This window comes from Paenibacillus sp. FSL P4-0127 (assembly GCF_038007325.1).
GTDB classification, from domain to species: domain Bacteria; phylum Bacillota; class Bacilli; order Paenibacillales; family Paenibacillaceae; genus Fontibacillus; species Fontibacillus macerans.
In genome coordinates, this window is the sequence record NZ_JBBOWY010000001.1 from 5,192,767 (window position 1) to 5,214,452 (window position 21,686).

General features: G+C 52.8%; 15 protein-coding genes and 1 pseudogene. 3 read left to right on the forward strand and 13 right to left on the reverse strand.

All coding sequences use genetic code 11. From position 1 onward, the window contains the following. Positions 1-9 precede the first annotated feature (9 nt). The 7 genes from pgmB to NYE74_RS23280 form a co-directional block, all read right to left on the reverse strand. Positions 10-651: a beta-phosphoglucomutase gene (gene pgmB / locus NYE74_RS23250; protein ID WP_036623961.1), complete on the reverse strand. Its 642-nt coding sequence runs from the start codon at positions 649-651 to the stop codon at positions 10-12. 101 nt (positions 652-752) lie between these two features. Continuing rightward, positions 753-2,459 (reverse strand): glycoside hydrolase family 3 protein, encoded by a 1,707-nt coding sequence (locus NYE74_RS23255; protein WP_036623962.1) that lies wholly within the window; start codon positions 2,457-2,459, stop codon positions 753-755. Between the two features lie 37 nt (positions 2,460-2,496). Then, positions 2,497-4,047 carry a sulfatase family protein gene (locus tag NYE74_RS23260; RefSeq protein ID WP_155621548.1) on the reverse strand — a complete coding sequence of 517 codons (1,551 nt, stop codon included), beginning with the start codon at positions 4,045-4,047 and terminating at the stop codon, positions 2,497-2,499. 509 nt (positions 4,048-4,556) lie between these two features. Then, a complete protein-coding gene (locus NYE74_RS23265) occupies positions 4,557-5,906 on the reverse strand; it encodes an MFS transporter (RefSeq protein WP_036623964.1) in 1,350 nt (449 codons plus the stop codon). Positions 5,907-6,424: 518 nt separating this feature from the next. Further along, positions 6,425-7,939, reverse strand: coding sequence for an extracellular solute-binding protein (locus NYE74_RS23270; RefSeq protein ID WP_124331495.1), 1,515 nt, complete (start codon positions 7,937-7,939; stop codon positions 6,425-6,427). Between the two features lie 13 nt (positions 7,940-7,952). Beyond that, on the reverse strand, positions 7,953-9,779 hold the full coding sequence (locus NYE74_RS23275; RefSeq protein ID WP_240751582.1) for a cache domain-containing sensor histidine kinase: 1,827 nt from the start codon (positions 9,777-9,779) through the stop codon (positions 7,953-7,955). Further along, positions 9,776-10,792, reverse strand: coding sequence for a helix-turn-helix domain-containing protein (locus NYE74_RS23280; RefSeq protein ID WP_155621546.1), 1,017 nt, complete (start codon positions 10,790-10,792; stop codon positions 9,776-9,778). The genes NYE74_RS23275 and NYE74_RS23280 overlap by 4 nt, the downstream gene beginning before the upstream one ends. Positions 10,793-11,000: 208 nt before the next feature. On the opposite strand from NYE74_RS23280, the gene NYE74_RS23285 reads away from it, so the two are divergent. From NYE74_RS23285 to NYE74_RS23295, 3 genes are all read left to right on the forward strand, one after another. Further along, complete coding sequence (locus NYE74_RS23285) at positions 11,001-12,251, forward strand: anaerobic sulfatase maturase (RefSeq protein WP_270619828.1); 1,251 nt, start codon at positions 11,001-11,003, stop codon at positions 12,249-12,251. Positions 12,252-12,419: 168 nt separating this feature from the next. After that, positions 12,420-13,922: a sensor histidine kinase gene (locus tag NYE74_RS23290; RefSeq protein ID WP_036623966.1), complete on the forward strand. Its 1,503-nt coding sequence runs from the start codon at positions 12,420-12,422 to the stop codon at positions 13,920-13,922. Positions 13,923-13,951: 29 nt separating this feature from the next. Next, on the forward strand, positions 13,952-14,674 hold the full coding sequence (locus tag NYE74_RS23295) for a response regulator transcription factor (RefSeq protein WP_051985532.1): 723 nt from the start codon (positions 13,952-13,954) through the stop codon (positions 14,672-14,674). Between the two features lie 29 nt (positions 14,675-14,703). Here NYE74_RS23295 and NYE74_RS23300 read toward each other — a convergent pair whose 3' ends face one another. The 6 genes and pseudogenes from NYE74_RS23300 to NYE74_RS23325 all read right to left on the reverse strand — a co-directional run bounded on the left by NYE74_RS23300 (position 14,704) and on the right by NYE74_RS23325 (position 21,686). Next, a complete protein-coding gene (locus NYE74_RS23300; RefSeq protein ID WP_051985533.1) occupies positions 14,704-15,768 on the reverse strand; it encodes an aliphatic sulfonate ABC transporter substrate-binding protein in 1,065 nt (354 codons plus the stop codon). Between the two features lie 13 nt (positions 15,769-15,781). Continuing rightward, positions 15,782-16,576, reverse strand: coding sequence for an ABC transporter ATP-binding protein (locus tag NYE74_RS23305; protein ID WP_036623967.1), 795 nt, complete (start codon positions 16,574-16,576; stop codon positions 15,782-15,784). Further along, positions 16,573-17,400: an ABC transporter permease gene (locus NYE74_RS23310; RefSeq protein ID WP_124331497.1), complete on the reverse strand. Its 828-nt coding sequence runs from the start codon at positions 17,398-17,400 to the stop codon at positions 16,573-16,575. Before NYE74_RS23310 ends, NYE74_RS23305 begins: the two co-directional genes overlap by 4 nt. 49 nt (positions 17,401-17,449) lie before the next feature. Continuing rightward, positions 17,450-18,910, reverse strand: coding sequence for a sulfatase family protein (locus NYE74_RS23315; protein WP_036623968.1), 1,461 nt, complete (start codon positions 18,908-18,910; stop codon positions 17,450-17,452). A gap of 686 nt (positions 18,911-19,596) precedes the next feature. After that, the gene (locus tag NYE74_RS23320; protein WP_036623969.1) at positions 19,597-20,274 is read right to left on the reverse strand and encodes a FadR/GntR family transcriptional regulator; all 678 of its coding nucleotides are present in this window, start codon (positions 20,272-20,274) and stop codon (positions 19,597-19,599) included. 86 nt (positions 20,275-20,360) lie between these two features. After that, positions 20,361-21,686 (reverse strand): annotated as a pseudogene (locus NYE74_RS23325) (MFS transporter).

Consider the following 21,686-nt stretch of genomic DNA (forward strand, 5'->3'; position numbering starts at 1 on the left):
CCCCCGCCGTTAAACATAAAGCAACAAGTCCGCTATCGACACCAGCGAATAATCCGCTTCTACGCAGCTTCGCGCCTCGCCGATGGCCGCTGCCGCCATGCCGCCGCGTTTGGCCGCGATGATTCCCGCTTCCGCGTCCTCAACGACAAGGCAGCCTGCGGGCGGAACGCCCAGCTTGCCGGCCGCCAGCAGGAACACCTCCGGGTCCGGTTTGCTGTTTTTGATCCCGTTTCCGTCCGCCACCGCGTCGAAATAACCGGACAAGCCGATCCGCTCCAAAATAACCGGCGTATTTTTGCTGGACGAACCGATAGCGATTTTGTATCCCCGCTCGCGGAGAACGGACAGAGTATCCGCCACCCCCGGCAGCATGTCACCATCGGTCAGGTTGCCCAGCAAACCGCGGTAAACCTCGTTTTTCCGCTCGGCCAGCTCCAGCTTCTCCACCGGCGTATAACGCTTGCTTGCTTTCTCTAAGATAATCTCCAAACTTTCCATGCGGCTGACGCCGCGCAGCCGGTGATTGATTTGCTCGTTAAATTCGATTTCCTCCTGCCGGGCCAGCTCGGACCACGCCTGAAAGTGATATTGATCCGTGGAGACGATCACCCCGTCCAGATCAAAAATGACCGCCTGATACCGCCGATTCATGCTTCTCCCTCCTCTTGCTCCGCTTTCTCTCTTGATTCCTGCAGCTCTATCATCTCCGCAGCGAATTGCGGCAGCTTCCTGTCGCGATAGCTTGATCCTGCTTACAATCTGGCGTCCCACAATCCGCAGAACGCATCGACCGGGCTTGTCCCTTTGAACTCCGACCGGCCCATCAGCTTGTCGAGCAGCGCCTGCAGCACATTGTCGTTCGAATTATAGGCGTTAATATAGGTTTTTACCCGCGGCACGTCCAACAGGTGGTACGGATTCTCGACCGAAAGGAATAGCGTCGGAATGGTGGTCATAAAGGTCGGCACATTGGCCCCCATCGGCTGCTTCCATTCGATCCGCACCACCGTTTGGTTGCTTTTGGTCACCATATTGGCCAGGTAGATGATCAGATCGTATTTGCCGAGCACTTCGCTTTGCGCCGACATCATGCCTTCAAACCCGGGATTCACCTCGAACGTGGTCACCTCGAAGCCTTCGTTCTTCAGCTTCTCCTTGAACAGTTCGGCGGCCCCGACGCGCGCGCTGTACGCCACTCCCTGTTGGGATTCAATATCATAGAAAAGGACGCGTTTGTATTTGTCGGGATGAATCGGCAGCACTCCGGGTTCTTCTTTGACCAAGGTGACCGCCTTATCCGCGCACTCCACCGACCATTGCCGGTGTTCCTTCGCGCCCAGCACCTTGAGCGCTTCCTCCAGCTTGGGCGCGAGCGTGCCGTCCGCTTGTTTGCGGTGCAGCTTCAAGGCCGCTTTCAGCCCCAAAATCCGGGTCAACGCTTCATTCAAGCGCTCTTCGGTGATGATCCCGTCCTCGATGCCCTGTTTCATATAGCCGAAGTCTTCTTCCAGACTGCGGCAGAACAGGAACATATCGCAGCCCGCGGCGATTGCCCGCGGAACGGCTTGCGATCTTGGCATCGAAATCATCATTCCCGCCATCGTTGAAGCATCCGTCACCACCAGACCGTTAAAGCCGAGCTGTTCTTTCAGCAGCTTCGTCACCAATTCGTAGGATAAAGAGGCCGGCAAAATCTCCTCATCTTTTAGTGCCGGATTAAGCCTCCGGCTGTAGGCCGGCTGCAGGATGTGACCGACCATCACCGTCATCGCGCCTTCCTCGATGCAGGCTTGGTACACCGCGCCGTAGGTGGCGTCCCATTCTTCGCAGGACAAGGAATTGATGCTTTCCACCAGATGCTGGTCGCGCTCGTCGACCCCGTCGCCCGGGAAGTGCTTGATGGAAGCCGCGACCCCGTTTTGCTGCACGCCTTTGACATATTGAACGCCCATGCGGCGGACCCGCTCCGGATCGGAGCCGAATGTGCGCGTATTGGTAATCGGATTGCGGAAATTGTAATCGATGTCGATGATCGGCGCAAATGCCCAGTTGCAGCCCACCGCCGCGCCTTCGCGCCCGCAGACGACGCCGAGCTTGTAGGCCATGTCGTCATCATCGGTGGCGGCCACCTGCATCACCGACCCGACGGTGGTGCCCTCTTCGGCAATGCCGGAGCCGCCCTTCTCCAAATTGGCCGCGATCAGCAGAGGGATCTTGGCGCTTCGCTGCAGTGTTTGCACCGTGTTTACGATGCTGCTCGCAGCCATGGGCCGGCACATCAAGCCCCCGGCCTTGTATTCCGCCGCCAGCCGCTTCAAATATTCTTCTTCATCGGAATAGCCGACCAGGCAAAACAGCTGCCCGACCTTCTCGTCCAGCGTCATGCCGGCGATCGTCTGCTGTACCCAGGCGATATCTTCATCGGATAAATAAAATGGTTTAGCTTTCAAGTTGGCCACGTTGTTCAGCTCCTAGCGATAAAATGGATGATACGAATCAATGCGGGCCCATCTGTTCCGTGAGCCGCTTTCTAACCAGCTTCTCGATGTCACTGGCCGGCTTCGGCGGAAACTCCTGAGGATGCTTGCGCGCAAGTTCCGCAGCCTGGCTGGCCCTTCCGGTTTCCTCCAGCCGCTTCAAGTATCCCGGCAAATAACCTTTGGCATGGAAAGGCCCGCCTTCTTTCATCACCGTCCACAACGGATCGCGATCATCCCCCGAACGGACCATCATTTCGTCATGCCACTGGTTCAGCAAATAAACGGCCTCCATACAAACGTCGCGGTGTTCGGCGGCAACATTGCGCTGCTCGTTCGGGTCCTCCCGCAGGTTGAACAGCATCTCCTTGTCAAACAGGTGGTAACCGTCATGATAGCTGCGAATGTACATCCAATCACCGAAACGAACGCTGCGCTGCACTACGTGGGCGCACTGCGACACCACGAGGTAATCCCGCCCGCAATCGGTTCCGTCCCGCAGGACCGGCGCATAGCTGGTGCCGTCCCAATCCGGCATCGGGTCTGCCCCAAGCAGTTCAGCTACCGTCGGCAGCAGGTCCAGATGGTAATGCAGCCGCTCGTCGACGAGGCCCTGCTTCATGCCCGGCCAGCGGATGATCATCGGAATCCGGCAGGTCCCCTGATCCGCAGTGGCATGCTCGCCATAGATGCCGAGCTGGCCGATATTTTCGCCATGGTCGGCGGTAATCATGATGATCAAATCTTCCATCACGCCCTGCTGTTCCAGCGCCGCAAACAGCTTGCCCAAATGGTCGTCCATATAACGAATGCCGCAGTCGTAACCGTCGACCATCTTTCTCAGGCCGTCCATGTCGAGAATTTCCCCGGGGTGACGCGGAAAATCGGGGGATGTAGCATTATCGTAGCTCTTGGTTCTGAAATTAATGTTGAGCTCCCGCGCACTGTGGGAACCGACCATGTCCTTGTGCCGTTCCAGCACCTCCTCCGTCATCCACTCCGGCAGCGGATCGTCTTCGAACGGATTTCCGTATTCCAGCGGCGTCCGGTAAGGGGTATGCGGGTCCCAATAATTGACGTACAGGAACCAGTCGTCTTTTTGGGCATTCCGTTCGATCCATTCCAGCGCCACGGGCGTTACGTCATCCGCGGACTCGTTCCCGAGATGCCCCGTATTGATGATTTCGTTGAATCCGGCATAAAAAGCGAACGTTGAGTGGCGCTGCGGGAAAGGACTGATCAAGGTGGTGCTGAGTCCGCCGATCAGCTGCAGGTACGACGGGAACGCCCCGCCCCGGGTCAGCCGGCCCATCAGTTCCCGCTGCTCGCCTTCCAGCTTCATGTCCCCCGCCGTACCGCCGTGGCCGACCAGGCCGTTGCGAATTCCGAACTGCCCGCTCATCAGCGCGGTGCGGGAGGGCGCACAAGGCGCGTCCGAAGTGTAGTAATTGGTGAAACGGACGCCTTCGGCGGCGATTTTATCGATATTGGGCGACGTATTGCGATGATAACCATAGCAGCCCAGATGTTCCGGGTTGGTCGAATCCAGATCCAAAAACAAGACTCTCATAAGGCAATCTCCTCCAAGTTGAAATTTACGAATTGCAAACACTCACTGTAAACGGCCTCCATAGCCAAATTCCCGACATACGTACATGTTCTACTCTACAGGCAATCCCTCCGCGGCGCCTTAACCGATCTTTTTGTTTGTTGCCCTATTTTTCTGCCGGGCGGGAGTAGAGGAGCTCTTTGCCGGATATAGCGGTAATTTATGGCGCTATTTTGCGATTTTCCGTCCTCTCGTACAAATAGCGGTAATTTTTGTATCTATCTTCCTGCCATACGCGGAGAAAGCGCCTTTTCGCCCTGATCGCCCACAAATAGCGGTAAAAAATCCCTCTAAATCGACCGATCTCCCTTTTCTGCCGGGGATAACGCCCTTTTTTACCGCTAATACCGCGGCCACCTTAGCCTCCGCAAACGTAACCTTGCGGCCCTCACCCATCTTTTAAAAAGCGAAGAAGACACCCCGAAGAGATGCCTTGCTTCCTTTTTACGTACCTGCCGATCAGCGCTGCCCTAAGCCGTAACGATCCGATTGTTCTGAAGCTCCTCCTTCATCGTCTCCTCTTGTTGATCAAGCCGGTAGAACATCATGAGGACGATGGAAAGCACGAAGCAAATCAACGGCACCCACACGAAATTGAATTGAAGAGCGAGCAATGCGGAAGACGTCTGGGCCTGGTTGGGAACGTATCCCCCCATCGACATAATCCAGGCGGCGATCGCTCCCCCGAGCCCCATGCCGAATTTGACGCCAAAGGTGGAAGCCGCCATCAGCAGCCCTTGCGCGCGCACGCCGGTCTTCCATTCACCGTAATCGACCGTATCGGCGATCATCGCGAATTTAATGCCGGCCACCACGCCAAGTCCAATCTTCGCCAGCGATCTTCCGATTACCATGAGCGGAACCGAAAGGAACTCAGAGCCGGCAAAGATAATCAGTTGTCCCGCCACGGCCAGAATGAATCCCAGGAGCACCGTGTTCCGTTTACCGAGTTTTTTGGCCATAAACGGCACCGCGATAATCCCGACGAGCATCAAGCTCGACAATCCGTTCAGCACCGGCACCAAATCGGCGCGGCCCAGATTATATCTGAGAAAATAGATCGTCGATTGGTTCATCATGATCGTAGAGATAAACAGCAGCACGTTGACGATAAGCAAAATCCACCAAGGCCAATTTCCCTTCAGCGCTTTCACGCCTTCTTTAAAAGGAATTGGCTTATTACCGTTGGACTGGACTCTCTCTTTCGTATTTGCAAACGTGATGAAAAAGAGCCCGACGCCGATCACAGCAAACAAAATCATGGTATAGAGAAAGCCCTGCTGCTGGTTGCCTCCGCCCAGAAAAGCGACCAAAGGCAGCACCGCGGCATTGACGATGAACGCGCCCGTCTGGCCTCCGACCATCCGGTACGTATTGACCACGGTTCTTTCCTGCGAATTGCTGGTAAGGCTCGGCAGCAGCGAAGATAACGGAATGTTGACGCCCGCATACAAAATCCCCAACGCGATGTATGTCGCATACGCGTAAACGATTTTACCCGTCGCGCTTAAATCGGGGGTCATGAACGTCAATATCGCGACGACCCCAAACGGAATGGAAAGCCAGAGGAAATAAGGTCTGGATTTCCCCCATTTGGTGCTGGTACGGTCGATCAACACCCCAAAAATCGGACCGTCCAATGCATCGATCATTCTGGCTACCAAGAATAAGGTGCCCACCGCGGCCACATTCAGGCCGTAAACATCGGTATAGAAAAACATAAGGTACGTGGTTACGATAGTAAACACAAGATTGGACGCGGTATCCCCCAACCCGTAGCTGATTCTTTCTTTTAATGAAACCTGATTTTTCTCCTTCATTCGTCACTGCCTCCCGTTGCGGTTTATTCCTATCCGTAAAGCGCTTTCGTTACCATGCGGCCGCCTGTTCTCTTTTCTGCCGAATCACCCTTCATGCCTTGGCCCTTCCTTACTCTACATCCATTCCCAAGCGAAGTCCTTAACCGATCTTTTTGTTTGTTGCCGGATTTTTGCGGAACTTGAGAAACTCCAGCGAAAAAAATAAAGACATAAAATGGCGTTATTCCGGCGATATCTATACATTTGAGAAAAATAGAGGTAATTTATGCCGCTAGTTTCCTCTATATCAAGGAAATACTAGCCTTCTGGACCATTCATATAAAAATAAGCACATAAAATGCCGCTAATGGAGATGAACAGGCCAGACTCCGAATAATAAGGACATAAAGTGCCGTTATGTTGAAGGCCGGCGGTCGGTCGTTCCGGCAGCCGGCTATCGAGCGCCGCCGACTTCTAGCTTGAGCCAAAAAAGGCCATGCAACATGTGCATGGCCGGGATATCCCGCAACTCGGGTATGTTATTCCTTAGTCTTCCGGTACTCCTCATTGATCTCCCGGATGATCCGATCTCCGCCGTCCCGCTTCCAGGCCGCGGCCGCCTCGTCCACGGCGCTTAAAGGAAGCTGATCCATGGCCACCTTGCTCATCGTGTCCACCCATCTTCCCAGAAGCCGGAGGCCTTTTTGATCAAACGTCTCGCTGGACAGGCCTTCCGCGGGATTTTTCCAACGATACTTGGCATTGGTTTCATAAAACTTCAGGACGTTTTCGGCGTACTGCGGATCATCCCACTTGCGGATCTGGACCTCCGGGTCATAGCGGCGGAAAAACCACACGGAGAGCAGCTGCGGACGGTCCTTGTCAAACGCCGGGAGCTTTTCGAACGTTCCTTTGGCGGTTCTTTGGTAGTGAATGCCTTCAACGCCGTTTTTGATCAAATCGTAGCCTTCGTCGGACAGCAGGTAATTCAACAGCTCCAGCGCTTTTTGCTGCTTGGCGGGGGCGATACGGGCGTTGACGACGATTTTGCTCGTGTTCCCGATCGTATGCGTCGCCTGCAGTCCGCCCCGTCCTTTCGGGGGAATCAATTGGACGAGTTCGGCCCCGGGGGCGTTCTTTTTCAAGGCCGGCAGCGTTGAGGTATAAAATTCGTTGGGGACGACGGTGGCGATGCCGACTTTTCCGGCCTCCAATTTGGCCAGCGGATCCTTGACCTTGTTTGTGGCGAATTCCGGGTCGAGCGCCCCTGACGAATAAGCCTCCCTGAGAAAAGCGAGAAACGGCTTGAGCTCCTTCGTTTGCACCTGCAGCGGAACAAGCCGCCCATCCTGCTCGCTCCATTCGTTCCCCAACCCGAAAGCGCCTATAATCGCATCCAGATTGGTCAATTTGCCGTTGACGATGCTGAACGAAAACCCGTAAGTATCGTCCTTGCCGTTCCCGTCCGGGTCCTCCTGCGCAAACGCCTTGGCGACTTCGAGAAATTCATCTACCGTGGTTGGCGCCTTAAGCCCCAGCTTGTCCAGCCAATCCTTGCGGATGATCAGAGAATCCCGCGTGTCCGTAATATAAAACGGCAATCCGTACATTTTTCCTTTGGGATTCATCAGCTCCAAGTATTCGCGGCTCAAATATTTCGTGAAATTAGGGTACCTGGTAAGCTCAGGTTCGATATCCGTAAAGACACCTTTGTCTTTCCACTTGTTGAATTCCGGGCCTTCGACCAAGAATACATCGGGAAAATCATTGGAAGCCGCCAATACGTTCAACTTCTGCCCGTAAACGTCCATAGGGATCCACTCGATGTTCAGCTTGATGTTCAGCCGTTTATTCAGCTCTCGGACGACCGCATGATCCTCCGGCCAGCCTCCTCCCGCAAAGCTGAACGTCATCAAATTCAGTTCTACGGGTGCTCCAGTCTTCCCGCTGCCGGTCGCCGCTTCCCCCGCCGATCGGTTCCCGGCAGCGCTGGAACATCCAAACAGCCCGGCCAGCCAAAACGCGGACAACAGCATCATGCACCATTTTTTCATGCCTATCCTCCCTTCACTCGCACTTTTTGCCTGTTCGGACCGCATCGCCTGTTTCGTTTTCGTTTCCGTTTCCGAAAGGAATCCGGATGCTGACCACGCTGCCGCGTCGCGGGAAAGAATGTACGGAGATTCCGTAAGGCTCGCCGTATTTCAAGCGAAGCCGCGCATGGACATTCGCCAGTCCGATGGACTCGCCTCTGAACGTATCTTCGGCGGACGAACTTCCGCGGAATTGTCCTCTTAGTTCCGCAAGCCGCGCTTCCGGAATTCCCGGGCCGTTGTCCGCGATTTCGACGACAAGATCGCAGCCCTCGTCGTAAGCGTTCACAATTATCGCCGCATTCCCGCCTTTCGCTTCCACGGCGTATTTGACGGCATTTTCCACGATCGGCTGAATCGTTAGCTTGATGATCGGACACTCCATAAATTTCTCGTTCACCCGGACACTGCTTTCGAATTTTTTCGGATAACGGATGTGCACGATGTCCAGATACTTGATCAACACGCTTAGCTCCTCGCGCAGCGTCACTTCCTGATCCGATCCTTTGGAAGCATAACGGTATACGTCCGCCAAGTTGTGGGCGATTTTCTCGATCAGCGGAACATCTTCCAAATAGGCGATGCTCTTAATAATATCCAGCGTGTTGTACAGCAAATGCGGATTGATTTGGTTTTGCAGCGCTCTGACCGTGGCCACGCTTTGCCTTAACTGCAGTTCGACCTCTTTTACCTTGTATTCGGAGATTTCCCGCATCAGATCGTTTAGCTGCTCCACCATATAATTGAAGCTGTTGGTCAGCACCTGGTATTCATGGATGCCGGAGATTTGCGACGCTCTGGCCTCCAGATTGCCTTTGGCGACCCGTTCCATCCTCGTTTTCATATGCTTGATCGGGCCTACAAACTGAGACACCAGGAAAGGAATGATCAAAAGGATGCAAGCCCCAAGGATGGCCAAAGCGATCATCGTCGATAAAACCGCGGAGTTCAACCCTTTGGCCATCTCGGCATAAGGGACAACGGAAACGATATTCCACCCCGTATACTGCGATTCATAGACAGAAACCAGATAGGCTTCGCCGTTCCACGTTTGGGCGCCGGTGGCGTTTTCCGGATCCAAATTCAGTCCGCCGAGCGGCGTGTCTTTCCGCGCCTTGCCCACCCACTCCTTCTCGGGATGATTGACCACGATGTCTTCTTTCGACAACAGGAAGAAGTAGCCGCTTTTCCCCAGCCGGGATTTATCGAAGGCAGCGTCGATTTCGGTCAAAGAAAACTGCAGCACCAGCTTGCCGATCTGCGCCGTCGTTTGCGTGCTGTAAATCGGGATAATCATATCCATAACCAAGGGGCCGTTTTCGTTCAGGCGATGGGTAGGCAATACCGTAACTTCCCGGACGTCCTTAAACCAGGCTTCCATCATGCGCCGGTCTTCCGGGATATAGCTGTTGTTCAGCGGAAGAACCCGCCGGTCATTCGAAACGAGAAACATATTGTTGATTTCCCGAAAATTGAATGACACATAAGTGTTCATTTCCTTTTCAATTCCGGCGATATCCTCTACATGGGGAGTGTAGCCCTCGTTCAGCCATTTTTGCACCAGATCGGTGTTCAGCAGCGTGTTCGTCGATTTTTTCATTTGCCGGAAATAAAACTCCAGATGATGGTTCAGCCGTCCCGTGGCTTCTTCCGCGATCATCACGAATTCCTCTTTGACCGCTTTGCTGTAGAAATAGTGGGAAAATCCGGCTGTCAGGCACACCGACAAAAGGCTTAGCCCGAAAAACAGCGCGATCATTCTTTGCTTGATGGAACGCAAGGGAGAAAGATTGATATTCATAAGCCCAGGCTCCTGCGGTATTCACCCGGCGACTCGTCCGTCAGGCTCTTGAACAATCGGTTGAAGTAGGGCAAGGAGGAGAACCCGACCATATCGGCCACCTCGTAAACTTTCAGATCCGGTTCCAGCAGCAGCTGCTTTGCTTTCTCGATTCTGTATTTGTTCAAATAGTTGATAAAAGAGTCCCCGTAATGCTGCTTGAACAGCACGCAAAACCGGGAAACGCTAAGATCGGTATACTCCGCGATTTGCGCGAGCGTGATCTCCCTGGCGTAATTTTGCTGAACATATTCGCTCACCCGCTTGCCCAGAAAGCTTTTCCGGCCGGAGGAGGCCCCGTTCAAGCGGCGCGACCACTGCTCCAGCAAATGCGCAAAATGGGCTTGTGCCGCGGGTTTGCCCGTCGCCTCCCCGAGCTCCAGGTTTTGGTGATGCGGATCGATACTCCTTAGCTGCTCGTTCAGCTTGTCCGAGAAAATGCGGAGCAGTCCGTTTCGAATCCCCGGATTCGCAGCCTTCACCTTATAGATGAAACCAAGGATCCGGCCGGCTTCAGAAACCAAACGTTGATGATCCCACACTTCCATCACGCCCAGAAATTCCTGAATCTGATGGAGAGGCTCGTACAGGTGCACGGAGCTCTGCAGCCGTTCCAAAGAGCGCAGCAAGGCTTGTCTCAAATCCTCGGCCACGACCGGTTTCAGCAAATATTCCGTCGCTCCGTACCGGATCGCCTGCCGGGCATAGGCAAAGTTCTCGTAGCCGCTGATCACGATCGGAACGATGCCCAGCTTGTATTCATCACATTTGCCGAGCAGAGACAAACCGTCGAGCTCCGGCATGACGATATCGGTGATAATGACGTTCGGCCACACTTCGTTGATCAGATTCCAGGCCTCCATTCCGTCGCTGGCCTGGGCCACGACTTTGAAATCAAGCCCAAACCGCTCGATCATCTCCACGATCCCGTTGCGAATCCAAACTTCATCCTCGGCAACCAATACATGGAACATATGCATCCCCCGGAGTAGTTTATAATCTCTTCATTAACTGACTATAGCAAAGATAATTTCATATTGGAATAAAGAACAGGAGTTTTCCCGCTGTATAAATCTAGTAAAAGCGCTTTACTTGAATACTTTTTATTATTTTGACATTATTTAGACTGAATGATATCTTTGAAATAATCATAGAATTAAACATAAGACAGGGGGGATCGCTTTGTCGGGAAACTGCATGACAACCCGCCATTCCAACATCGGCGTGATGTGGAAAACCGTGTCGGAGGACTGTAATCTGGCGTGCGATTATTGTTATTACAGCACCTGCGGCGGTAAGCCGGGGCCAAAAATCAACCGGATCGATTCCGCCATTTTGGATAAATTCATCAAGGATTACATGGAGCACAGCCAAGGCGCCGCCAACTTTGCCTGGCAAGGCGGGGAACCGCTGCTGGCCGGGCTGGAGTTTTTCGAGGAAGTCGTTTATCGGCAAGCCCTGCACGCCCCGCCGCATACGATCATCAGCAACTCGCTGCAGACGAACGCCACGCTGATCAATGACCGCTGGGCTTCATTTTTTAAAACCTATAATTTTCTGATCGGCGTGAGCCTCGACGGCCCCAAGGAGATTCATGACGCCCGCCGGGTGACTTCCAACGGCAAAGGCAGCTTCGACCGGGTTATGGCCGGCATCGAGCATTTGCGAAAGCACCAGGTCGATTTTAATATTTTGACGGTGATCCATAAAGGAAACGTAGGCAAAGCCAAGGAACTGATGGCGTTTTACCGGGAGCACGGCTTCGACTACGTCCAGTTCATCCCCTGCATGGATTTCCGTTCCCAGCAAGTGGACCAGCCCGGTGTCTACGAAATTACGCCGGGGGAATACGGCGACTTCCTCTGCGAAGTGTTCGACGAGTGGTACAATGGCGGCGACCCGCAGGTTTCCGTACGCTTCTTCGATAACATGCTGAGCGTTTACATTAACCGCGAAGCGGAGCTGTGCGTGCATCGGGCGGCATGTCCGACGAGCCTCGTGCTTGAGCAAAACGGCGATGCTTTTCCGTGCGATTTCTTCATCAATGAACAGTGGACCGTCGGCAATGTGGCCAGCGCTTCCATCGCCGACATGCTGGCCCATCCGAACTACGAGCGCTTCCACCGGATGAAGCCGGCTTTGCCGGACAAATGCCGGTCTTGCGAATGGCAGCGTTTATGCTACGGCGGCTGCCCGCGGAACCGTAAATGGAACGCTGAGGGAACCGAGTCCGCTCCGGATTTCTTCTGCCAAAGCTATAAGCAGATTTATGCCCATGCTCATGAGCAAATGCAGGAAATGGGCGATAAGCTGCGCAAGGAGCTTTACAGCCACAATTTGCAGCGCTATTTCGCCGGCAAAGCTCCAGGCCGCAACGAGCCTTGCCCTTGCGGCAGCGGCAAGAAGCATAAGGCGTGCTGCGGTGCGATCTAACCTTTGAAAATAATAGGAACAGGAGCTGAACCCACGGCTCCTGTTTCTTTTACACATCCTTCCTCATGACAGGCAGTAGTACGATCCTTTATAATGAAACCATTACTTTTAGAAAGCGCTTACCGTCGGTTAATCACTTCCGGTAAACCAACCAAAGGAGCCGTCCCTATGACTCTTCTGCTGTTGTTCCTAATGGGGTCAGCCCTCATCTTGTTTGTCACCAAAGCCCGCAGCCCTGCCGCCTACTGGATGGCTTGCGTGCTGTTCGGCTGGTTTTTGAGCATGTCCGGATTGGTCCTGTTTCTGGCCAAGTACGGCGGATTTTATTTCAAGGTCAATCGAGTATTGTTCTTTAATGAAGCGATCCGCAACGTGCTGCTGCACTCCCCGCTGCAAATCGGGGACATCAGCCGCATGATTACGATCGGGCGGTCCGTGTTTATTTTCGGTTTGCTCAGCCTTGCGATCACGCTTTATTTGAACAAGCCGTTCAAAAAATTATGGAAGTATATTGCGCTGAACAGCCTCCTTCCCCTCCTCAACATCGTGTTCTACGACCCCGTCGTTTATAAATGGATATTGAACACGGTCGAGCGAAAGTACACGTTCGTCATCGGCTGGGTCACCCGGGGGTGGATCGTATTATCGGCGCTGGTCGCCTTCTTTTTGATTTTGCGGAGATATCGAAACATCACGATTCCCTGGATCAAAAAACAAATCAGTTTTATTCTGCTCGGCCTGCTTGGGCTGAACGGATTTTATTTCTACCTCGGCTTCATGGGGCCTTTGCAGGTGACGGATATCCGGACCTATTATGTGCTTTACTCCGATTTTTCGAATTTTAATCCGCCGCTCAATTTGTTCGAATGGTATTTCAGCATCTTGTTTACGGGCGGCGTTTCGCTCGTCAGCCTGCTGGCCATCTGGCGTTATACAAGGGTCGAAAAAAATATGGGGAAGCTCGATTTGCGCCTGGAACGGAAACTCAAAACCGCCGACATGGGCACAAAAATTTTTACCCACGCCTTGAAAAACCAGCTCCTTACGCTGCAGGTGTTGAATAAAAAGATGGAACAAACGGCCAGGCTCAGGGAAGAGCGTTCCGGCGCCGATTCGCAGTTGCTCCAGCAACTCGAGCAGTCGGGAGCGATCATCCACCATACCCTGGACCGGCTCGACCAGCTGTACAAGTCGTTCAAAACGAATTTTCTCCAGCTGCGGCCCGTTTCCGCAGGCGCTTTTATGGAGGAACTGCTCGGCAGTCTCAAAGGGATACCCGATTCGATTCGCATCGAATACGAAGCGCCGGAGGACGACCCGAAAATATTGGCGGATGCCGGCCACCTGTCCGACGCCCTTCACAATGTTATCGTCAATGCCGTCGAGGCCATCGACAGCCAACAGGGAGGACGGGTGCGGATTGAAGCGTATTCCGAGGAAAAGTGGCTGGTCATTCGGATGATCGATAACGGCAGCGGAATCGAGCCGGAGCAGCTGGGGGAGATCTTCGACCCCTTTTACACCAGCAAAAACACGAATCGCAATTGGGGGCTGGGCCTCTCCTACACCAAGCAGGTCGTTAGCGGCCACTTCGGCTATATCGACGTAACCAGCGCTCCCGGAGCCGGAACGACGTTTCAGATATTTTTGCCGATCTATATCACCGATTAAAATCCGCCGCAAAGAAAGGGAGCTCTCGTATGCAAAAACAACCCGGATCAATGATCATTCGCGTTCTCGTCGTCGAGGATTTCGACATTCTGAACGAGCATTTCCGTTTGATGGTGGACACCGCGGAAGACATGGAGCTCGTCGGCCACGCCTTCAGCGGCAAAGCCGCCTGCGATATGGTCGAGCGGCTTAAGCCGGATGTCGTGCTTATGGACATCGAAATGGATTTCAAGCACGACGGCATCCTCGCCGCCAAAAAAACGATTCAGACGTATCCGGACGTGCGGATCATTTTTTTGACCGTACACGAGGACGATGAAACGGTGTTCAGCGCCTTCGATTCCGGGGCGGTGGATTATGTGCTGAAAACCGCGGAGGAACACGAGATCCTGGACAGCATCCGCATGGCCTACAACGGCTCGTCTCCGATCCGCCCGGAAATCGCTTATAAAATCAGAAACGAGTTCAGGCGCATCCGCCATAACCAGGAGTCGCTGCTGGATTCCATCAATGTTTTATCCCAGTTGACCCCGACGGAAATGGAAATCATCGATTTGCTGCTAAAACACAAAAAGATCTCCGAAATCGCCGCCGAACGTCAAGTCGAAATGTCGACGATCAAATCGCAGATCAATATTTTGCTCAAAAAATTCAACAAGTCGCGGACGAAGGAAATCGTCAACCTGATCAACGAGATGGGAGCCGTTCCGTTTTTCCGCCAAGTGAACAAAGGGGACAGGGCCGCCCGCTAAGGCGTCCTGTCCCCTTTTACCTGCGGAGCTTATTTTTTCACGGCATTCAGGAAAGTATCTTTGCTGACGAATTGTTCCGCGGGAACGACTTCCGTCATTTTGCCGTTGTCGACGAACAAACTCTCCAGGCTTTCAAACCAGGTATACACCGTGTTGTCCTCGAAATGCTTGACCATCTCTTCCGTCGTCAACCACTGCGTAGTTTCGATTTGCATGCTTAACGAATCTTCGGGCACTTGCGTGAATTCGCTGGTGAGCTTGACCGCTTCTTCCAGGTTGGCGATGCGGTAATCGTTCGCTTTGGAGAACGCGCTCAAAAACTTCTCGACCAGGTCCGGATGCTCTTCCAAAAACGCGGGCCTTACCACCCAGCTTTGCGGGAACACATAGTCCGGAAAAAACGTCTCGTTATTGCCCAGCACTTTGATGTTTTCTTTTCCGACTTGCTTTTCGATCTCGGCCGTATAGGGGGACCAGATCGCAACCGCGTCGACTTTTTTGGACACGAAAGCGGATACGGCTCCGGCCACGTCCATATTCATGATATTAACGTCTTCGGGTTTAAGCGAGGCGGACTTGAGTCCCAGGTTCAGGATCATCTCGCCGGACGTTCCTTTCGGCACGCCGACCGTTTTTCCTTTCAGATCCGCCCAGCTGTCGATGCCGGAATCGGCTCTGGTCAGCACGGCATCACCCGTATTCAGGCTGTCGACGGTGATGATTTTGCCTTGGCCTTGGGCGGCGAGAAACGTTGCTCCGGGACCGATATACGCGATGTCGATGTCGCCCGAAGCCATCGCCTGAAACTCCGGCGGACCGCTCAAGAATTTCACCGCATTGACTTTAATTCCCGCTTCTTCGAAGAAGCCCTTCTCTTCGCCGATGACGATCGGCGTTGCGCCGTGCATATCCGGCATATACGCTACGTTGATCGCGGGCGTCTCGCCCGATGCCCCCGGCGGTTGATTTTCAGTTCCAGCGCCTGTTCCCGCGCCTGTTCCCGCGCCCGTTCCCGCTTGCCCGGATGAACAAGCCGAGGCGATCAGCGTCAGACCGAGCAGCGATGCCATCATTAAAACGCTTACTTTTTTCATAGGTGAATCCCCCTTATTTTTTGACATCCATATATTCTTTGTAAACCTTCGACCAAATCTCGTTTTTGATTTCGACGAAGCGGTCCGACAATTTGGTTTCCTGCGTCCGCGGGTATGGAATGTCGACATCGATCATTTCCTTGATCCGGCCCGGCCTTGCGCTCATAATAATGACGCGCTGCGCCAGAATAACCGCCTCTTCCACGTCGTGCGTGATAAAAAAGATGGTGCGCTTTTCCTTCTCCCACGTTTTCAGCAGTTCCTCCTGCAGCTGCGCCCGCGTCTGCGCATCCAGGGCGCCGAACGGCTCGTCCATCAGCAGCACTTCGGGCTCCACGGCATACGCTCTGGCAATCGCCACCCGCTGCTTCATACCCCCCGACAGTTCCTTCGGATAGGCGTTGGCAAAGTCTTTCAGCCCCACCAGCTCCAGATACTTTTCGGCTCGCTCTCTGCGCTCCTTGGCCCCCAAGCCTCTAAGCTTCAAGCCGAATTCCACATTTTTCAGCACGGTTTTCCAGGGAAACAAGGCGTACTGCTGGAAGACGACTCCCCGTTCCTTGCCCGGGCCGGTGACGATCCGGTTCTCCACCTTTACGGTGCCGGTCGTTGCGTTTTCAAGCCCGGCGATGATGTTGAGCAGCGTCGTTTTGCCGCAGCCGCTGGGCCCGACGACGCAGACGAATTCGTTTTGGCCGATCGCAAGCTGCGTGTTTTGCAGGGCGGTGACAGGGCCGGATCGCCCCTGATACACTTTGGACAGATTATCGATTTCGATTTTCGGCGTCTTTTCCGCGATTGCGTTCATGATTTTCTCAACTCCTGCCAACCCGTTAGTTTTTTCTCCAGGAACAAAACGCCTTTGTCCATGGCCAGACCGATGATCCCGATGATGATAATGCCCAGGATGATAATGTCCATGCGGAAGTACAAGCCCGCTTCCATGATCATGTTGCCGATTCCCTTGTTCGCTCCGGTCAGTTCCGCCGCAACCAGCGTCGTCCAGGCGCTGGCCAACCCTAAGCGCACGCCGACCAGAATATAGGGGAACGAGGCGGGGACCACGACTTCGAAGAAAATGTCTTTGTCGCCCGCGCCCAGCACTTTCGCCGCCTTGATCAGCGTAGGATCCACGCTCACGACGCCCTGAAAGATCGAAATCACCATAACCAGGAAGGTCGCGACGAAAATGATCGACAGCTTCGCCCCCTCGCCCACGCCCTGGACGACAATGACCAGCGGAATCAGCGCGATCGGGGGAATCGTGCGGAAAAACTGAATCCACGGCTCGACGATCATGCGGACCGGCTTGTACCAGCCCATCAGGAAAGCGACGGGGATGGCCGCCGCCAGTCCCAGCACAAACCCGCCCAGAACCCGAAACAGACTGGCATAAATATTGGTCCACAGCCTGCCGCTGGAAAGCTCCTGTATAAAGGTTTTCACGATCGTAACCGGGTCGGATACGATCGCTCCGACCGACGGAATTCTGGAGATGAGCGCCCAAAAGGCGATTCCAACGGCGAAGGACAACAGGATGATCACACCGCCCGGAATTTGGCTCCAGGTCTTCCGGGGGCCCTCCGCCTGCCGGACGGCTTGGCTTTCGATTTTGGTTGTTTTTGTCGTCATATCGAACAAACCTTTCTATACTGTTCTCGTAGGGCCGAAGTTTATGCCTTTATGCCGAGCCGTAAGCCGATTCCAGCGTTTCATGCGAATACTTTGCCGCGAGCTCCTTGGCGTCTTCGTAGTACCCTTCGTCATGCAGCCGCTTGACCCACTGGCTCACGGTGACATATTTGAACGGTCCGGTCCGGATCACCTTTTGCAGCGGGTCGGTCTTGCCGCCCGGTTTTCCCGCATGCTCATGCAGCCAGTTCATCAGGCGGTGATCCATTTCCCGGACGACGTCCGGATGCTCGCCGGCGACATTCGCCGTCTGATACGGGTCGTTTTCCATATTGTAAAGCGCCACGGGATCGTAGCGGTAAAGCCCCTCGTGATAGGTGCGCATATAGTACCATTTTTTGTCCCTGACCGCCCGCTGGCAAGCGTACAAGGCGTGGTCCATCACCAGATGGTCCCGGCCCGGCCAGGCTTCGCCCTTCAAAGCGGGGAGGAACGACTGGCCGTCCCAGCCTTCCGGTACCGGCAAACCGACCATGTCGGTAATCGTGGCGATCACGTCCACGTTGTAGGCAAGCCCGTCCGCGATCGTGCCGGGTTTCGTCACTCCGGGCGCCTTGATGATCAGCGGGATATGGTGAACCGACTCCGAGGCGTTGGCGTGCTCCATGTAAATGCCGTGCTCGCCAAACGATTCGGCGTGATCCGCGCTGATGACGAAGCATACCTCATCCTCGATCCCCATCTCCCGCAGCGTCTCCATGATCTCCCCGATGCAGCGGTCCATGTAGCTGATGCCGCCGTCGTAACCGTCGATCAGCCGGATGAAATCCTCCCGGTCCCGGATTCGCTCGGGCATCGTCTCCGGAATACGGCTTGCCGTATGCAGAAGAGCTGCCGAGCGCGGAAACCGGTCCGCCTGGTGCTTTTCGATCGTTGCGGCATCGGGAAACGCTTTTGCCGGGACGTCCTTCCACTGATCCGCATATTCCTTCGGATATGTGTACATCGTATGCGGGTCCCAATACTGGATATGGAGGAAAAAGTTTTCCTCGTGCGCATGCGCCTTGATCCAGGGAATAACCGCCGCATTCACCTCGTGCGCATCTTCGTTGCCTTCTTTCAGCGAATGGGTGTGCACCTCGTTCCAACCGGCGAAATACCACCAGGCATGGTGCCGGTCGCCGAAGGAGGAAAACGTCACCGTCTTGTACCCGGCCTCGCGCAAATAACGCGTAAAAAACGGAACCGTCCGGCTGTGGCCGTCCCCGTCGGGATAATCGAAATCGCAGCCCGGCCCCCAGTGGGTCAGCGCCCCGTGGTTGATGCCGAAACGTCCCGACATAAAGCTGGCCCGCGAAGGCACGCAAGGCGACGACGCGGTGTAGCAACCGTTAAAGCGGGCCCCCTCCGCCGCGATCCGGTCGATGTGCGGCGTCGTGTTTCTTTCGTATCCGTAGCACCCCATATGGTCGGGCCGGAGCGAATCGATATCAAAATAAATAATTCTCACCCGTGTTCCCCCCGTTCGTTTTTTTGAGAGCAGCGCTTCCTTCAATTTTATTGAATGCGCTTTCAATTAGGATTATAAAGACTCGTCGCGGATAAAATAAGTTTGAACTTTTTTCAAACCTTTTTTCGGCCGAGCCGGTCACTTAACTTATAACTCAACTTTCGCAGAACCAAAATCTGCTTAGCCGCTGATTGCTGTGTAGACGGAGTACGAACCGCTTTCTATTTATTTCGCCTGGTCAGATGGCGGGCAAAAGTAATGTTTGACCGGCCCCACTCTGACCATTAATTGCAAATCATACAACTAACTTTATATCCATTTACCTAATCATTCGTTTAATTGCATTTCATACATCTATTTCCTCGTATTTTTGCCTTTTCTTCAAAAGATAGCGGAGTAATTGCAGGTTTTACATTTAATCAAGCGCTGTGGTAGCATTTGCGGATAAGTAACTGTACTTTTTGCAACTATTCCATTCAACAATAGACCAGGAAAGCTGGAATAGGAAGCAAGGGCGCTCGGGTGGGCGATCGCTTTACTACAACTACTGGATCTATCCATGAAGTCACCTCGAAAACCGAATAGGCCTGGGTCGCCCCATCCGTGAGGATAGTTTGACACCCAGGCCCTTCCCCGAACCAGACGTCCGCATTTCGGCGGATCCGGCTCTCCATCGTTTTACAATATTAGCTTTGCGTCGGATCATTCATTTCATCAAAGTATTTTACGCCCCACAACAGATGGTTTTCCATTTTTGTGAGCGCAGACGGCAAGTCTCTGTTTTTAATACTGCGGAAAATATCCAGATGTTCTTGATGGCTAATTTCCATGCTTCTACGCCGCCAGCCCTTGCTTGTGATATCGCGCCAAAGCTCATGGACTAAACTTTGCATCATGATTAATATACGGTTTCCCGCCATTTCGGCCAACAATTGTTCGAAGGCAAAATGTTGGGCGGAATCTTGCTCAACCGAGGTTAAGTAGGATTCAATTTTATCCAACATGATGGGAGTGGCCCTTTTTACGGCCAGCCGGATAATTTCCAACTCGATCGCCACTCTTGTTTCCATAATTTCTTCAACAAGGATCCGTTTATTGTAAAGTTGTCCCTGGATCGGAAGCAGAAGCGATGCCAAATTGATTTCCTTCACATAACATCCCGATCCTTGCCGGACCTCGATGATTCCTAATGCTTTCAATCCGCTTAACGCCTCACGAACCGAACTTCTCCCCACGCCAAAGTGTTCCGACAGTTCCCGTTCTGTGGGAAGTTTATCTCCGCTTTTATAATCTTTTTGTAAGATAAAATTGTATAAGATTTTAGAAAACGGAACTTTTTCTGAACCGGAAAAATGTTCAGCCATGTTGTTCTCCCATTAATAATATTTTCATAATAATGCAAGTATAACATCTTACTATTAATGAGGGAATAGGAACGGCTATTAAGCGCTTACAACTTAGGCTTCTGTAATTTAAATCTTTCAATTTTACCTACAATAAACAAATAACATAAAATTGCCGCCAGAGCATGGATCCCAACGTAGACAAGCGCTAAATTAAAGGACCCCGTTCCTTGAATAATGTATCCGATTACAATCGGCGTGATAATACCGGCAATATTTCCAAACGTATTTAACAAACCTCCGCTGATGCCAAGCGCCTCTTTGGGCGCAACATCGGAAACCACGCACCAGCCAAGCGCGCCGAATCCTTTGCCAAAAAACGCTAAAGACATCAGAAAAATAACAAGGCCTTCCGAGTTCACGTAATTACAGCCGATGATCGTCATGGACATCAACATACCCGCTATGATGGGAACTTTTCTTGCTACGGTTAAAGAACATCCTTTTTTAATCAAGTAATCCGAAAAGATTCCGCTTAATATGCTCGCCGCAAAACCGCAAAGTGCCGGCAAAGAAGCTACAAAACCCGCTTTCAGAATGGACATGCCGCGATCTTTTACCAAGTAGATCGGAAACCAGGTCAGAAAAAAATAAGTCATCACATTAATACAATATTGCCCGAAAAAAATCCCCATCATCATCCGGTTTTTTAACAATTGTTTAATATAAGGCCATTTTGATTCTTTATTGTCCAAGGTCGCTTTGGTATCCAAATCAACCATAGCTCCACCCTGCTCGATATAGTCCAGCTCGGCCTTATTGATGCGCGGATGATCTTTCGGACTATAGATCGACTTCAGCCAAACAAGACTTAACACAATTCCAAGCGTTCCCATAAGGATGAAATTGCTTTTCCAACCATAGGTTTGTGTTACATACGCCATAAGAGGAGAAAAGATAACGGTTGCTCCATACTGGGCCGAAGAAAAGATCGAAGCTGCCGTCCCCCTTTCTTTCGTGGGAAACCAGGATGCCGTGATCCGGCTATTGGCAGGATAGGCCGGCGCCTCCGCTAATCCGGTTAAAAATCTTAAAATAAAAAGGGTCGCAATTAGTGCTGCGCCTACAAGAAATCCAACGAATCCTTGAAAAAGCGTAAAGAGGGACCAAAAGAAAATACTAAGGAAATAGATTTTTTTGGATCCAAAACGATCAAGCAGCCATCCGCCCGGAATTTGGGCGCCGACATAGGCCCATTAAAAAGCTGAAAATATATAACCTAACGCGACTGCACTGATTCCGAGTTCATTTTGCATGGATGGAGCACCGATGGAGATGGCCGCCCGGTCAGCGTAATTTAGAGATGAAACGATAAATAACATGATTATGATCGTCCAGCGAATATGGCTTCTTTTGACTTGAAGATTGTTCAT

What these genes read in the sequence shown, in the direction of transcription:
- NYE74_RS23305 (WP_036623967.1), bottom strand. Translation starts at nt 16,576, where the DNA reads ATGAACGCAATCGCGGAAAAGACGCCGAAAATCGAAATCGATAATCTG.
- NYE74_RS23270 (WP_124331495.1), bottom strand. Translation starts at nt 7,939, where the DNA reads ATGAAAAAATGGTGCATGATGCTGTTGTCCGCGTTTTGGCTGGCCGGG.
- NYE74_RS23280 (WP_155621546.1), bottom strand. Translation starts at nt 10,792, where the DNA reads ATGTTCCATGTATTGGTTGCCGAGGATGAAGTTTGGATTCGCAACGGG.
- NYE74_RS23320 (WP_036623969.1), bottom strand. Translation starts at nt 20,274, where the DNA reads ATGGCTGAACATTTTTCCGGTTCAGAAAAAGTTCCGTTTTCTAAAATC.
- pgmB (WP_036623961.1), bottom strand. Translation starts at nt 651, where the DNA reads ATGAATCGGCGGTATCAGGCGGTCATTTTTGATCTGGACGGGGTGATC.
- NYE74_RS23275 (WP_240751582.1), bottom strand. Translation starts at nt 9,779, where the DNA reads ATGAATATCAATCTTTCTCCCTTGCGTTCCATCAAGCAAAGAATGATC.
- NYE74_RS23310 (WP_124331497.1), bottom strand. Translation starts at nt 17,400, where the DNA reads ATGACGACAAAAACAACCAAAATCGAAAGCCAAGCCGTCCGGCAGGCG.
- NYE74_RS23290 (WP_036623966.1), top strand. Translation starts at nt 12,420, where the DNA reads ATGACTCTTCTGCTGTTGTTCCTAATGGGGTCAGCCCTCATCTTGTTT.
- NYE74_RS23260 (WP_155621548.1), bottom strand. Translation starts at nt 4,047, where the DNA reads ATGAGAGTCTTGTTTTTGGATCTGGATTCGACCAACCCGGAACATCTG.
- NYE74_RS23300 (WP_051985533.1), bottom strand. Translation starts at nt 15,768, where the DNA reads ATGAAAAAAGTAAGCGTTTTAATGATGGCATCGCTGCTCGGTCTGACG.
- NYE74_RS23265 (WP_036623964.1), bottom strand. Translation starts at nt 5,906, where the DNA reads ATGAAGGAGAAAAATCAGGTTTCATTAAAAGAAAGAATCAGCTACGGG.
- NYE74_RS23295 (WP_051985532.1), top strand. Translation starts at nt 13,952, where the DNA reads ATGCAAAAACAACCCGGATCAATGATCATTCGCGTTCTCGTCGTCGAG.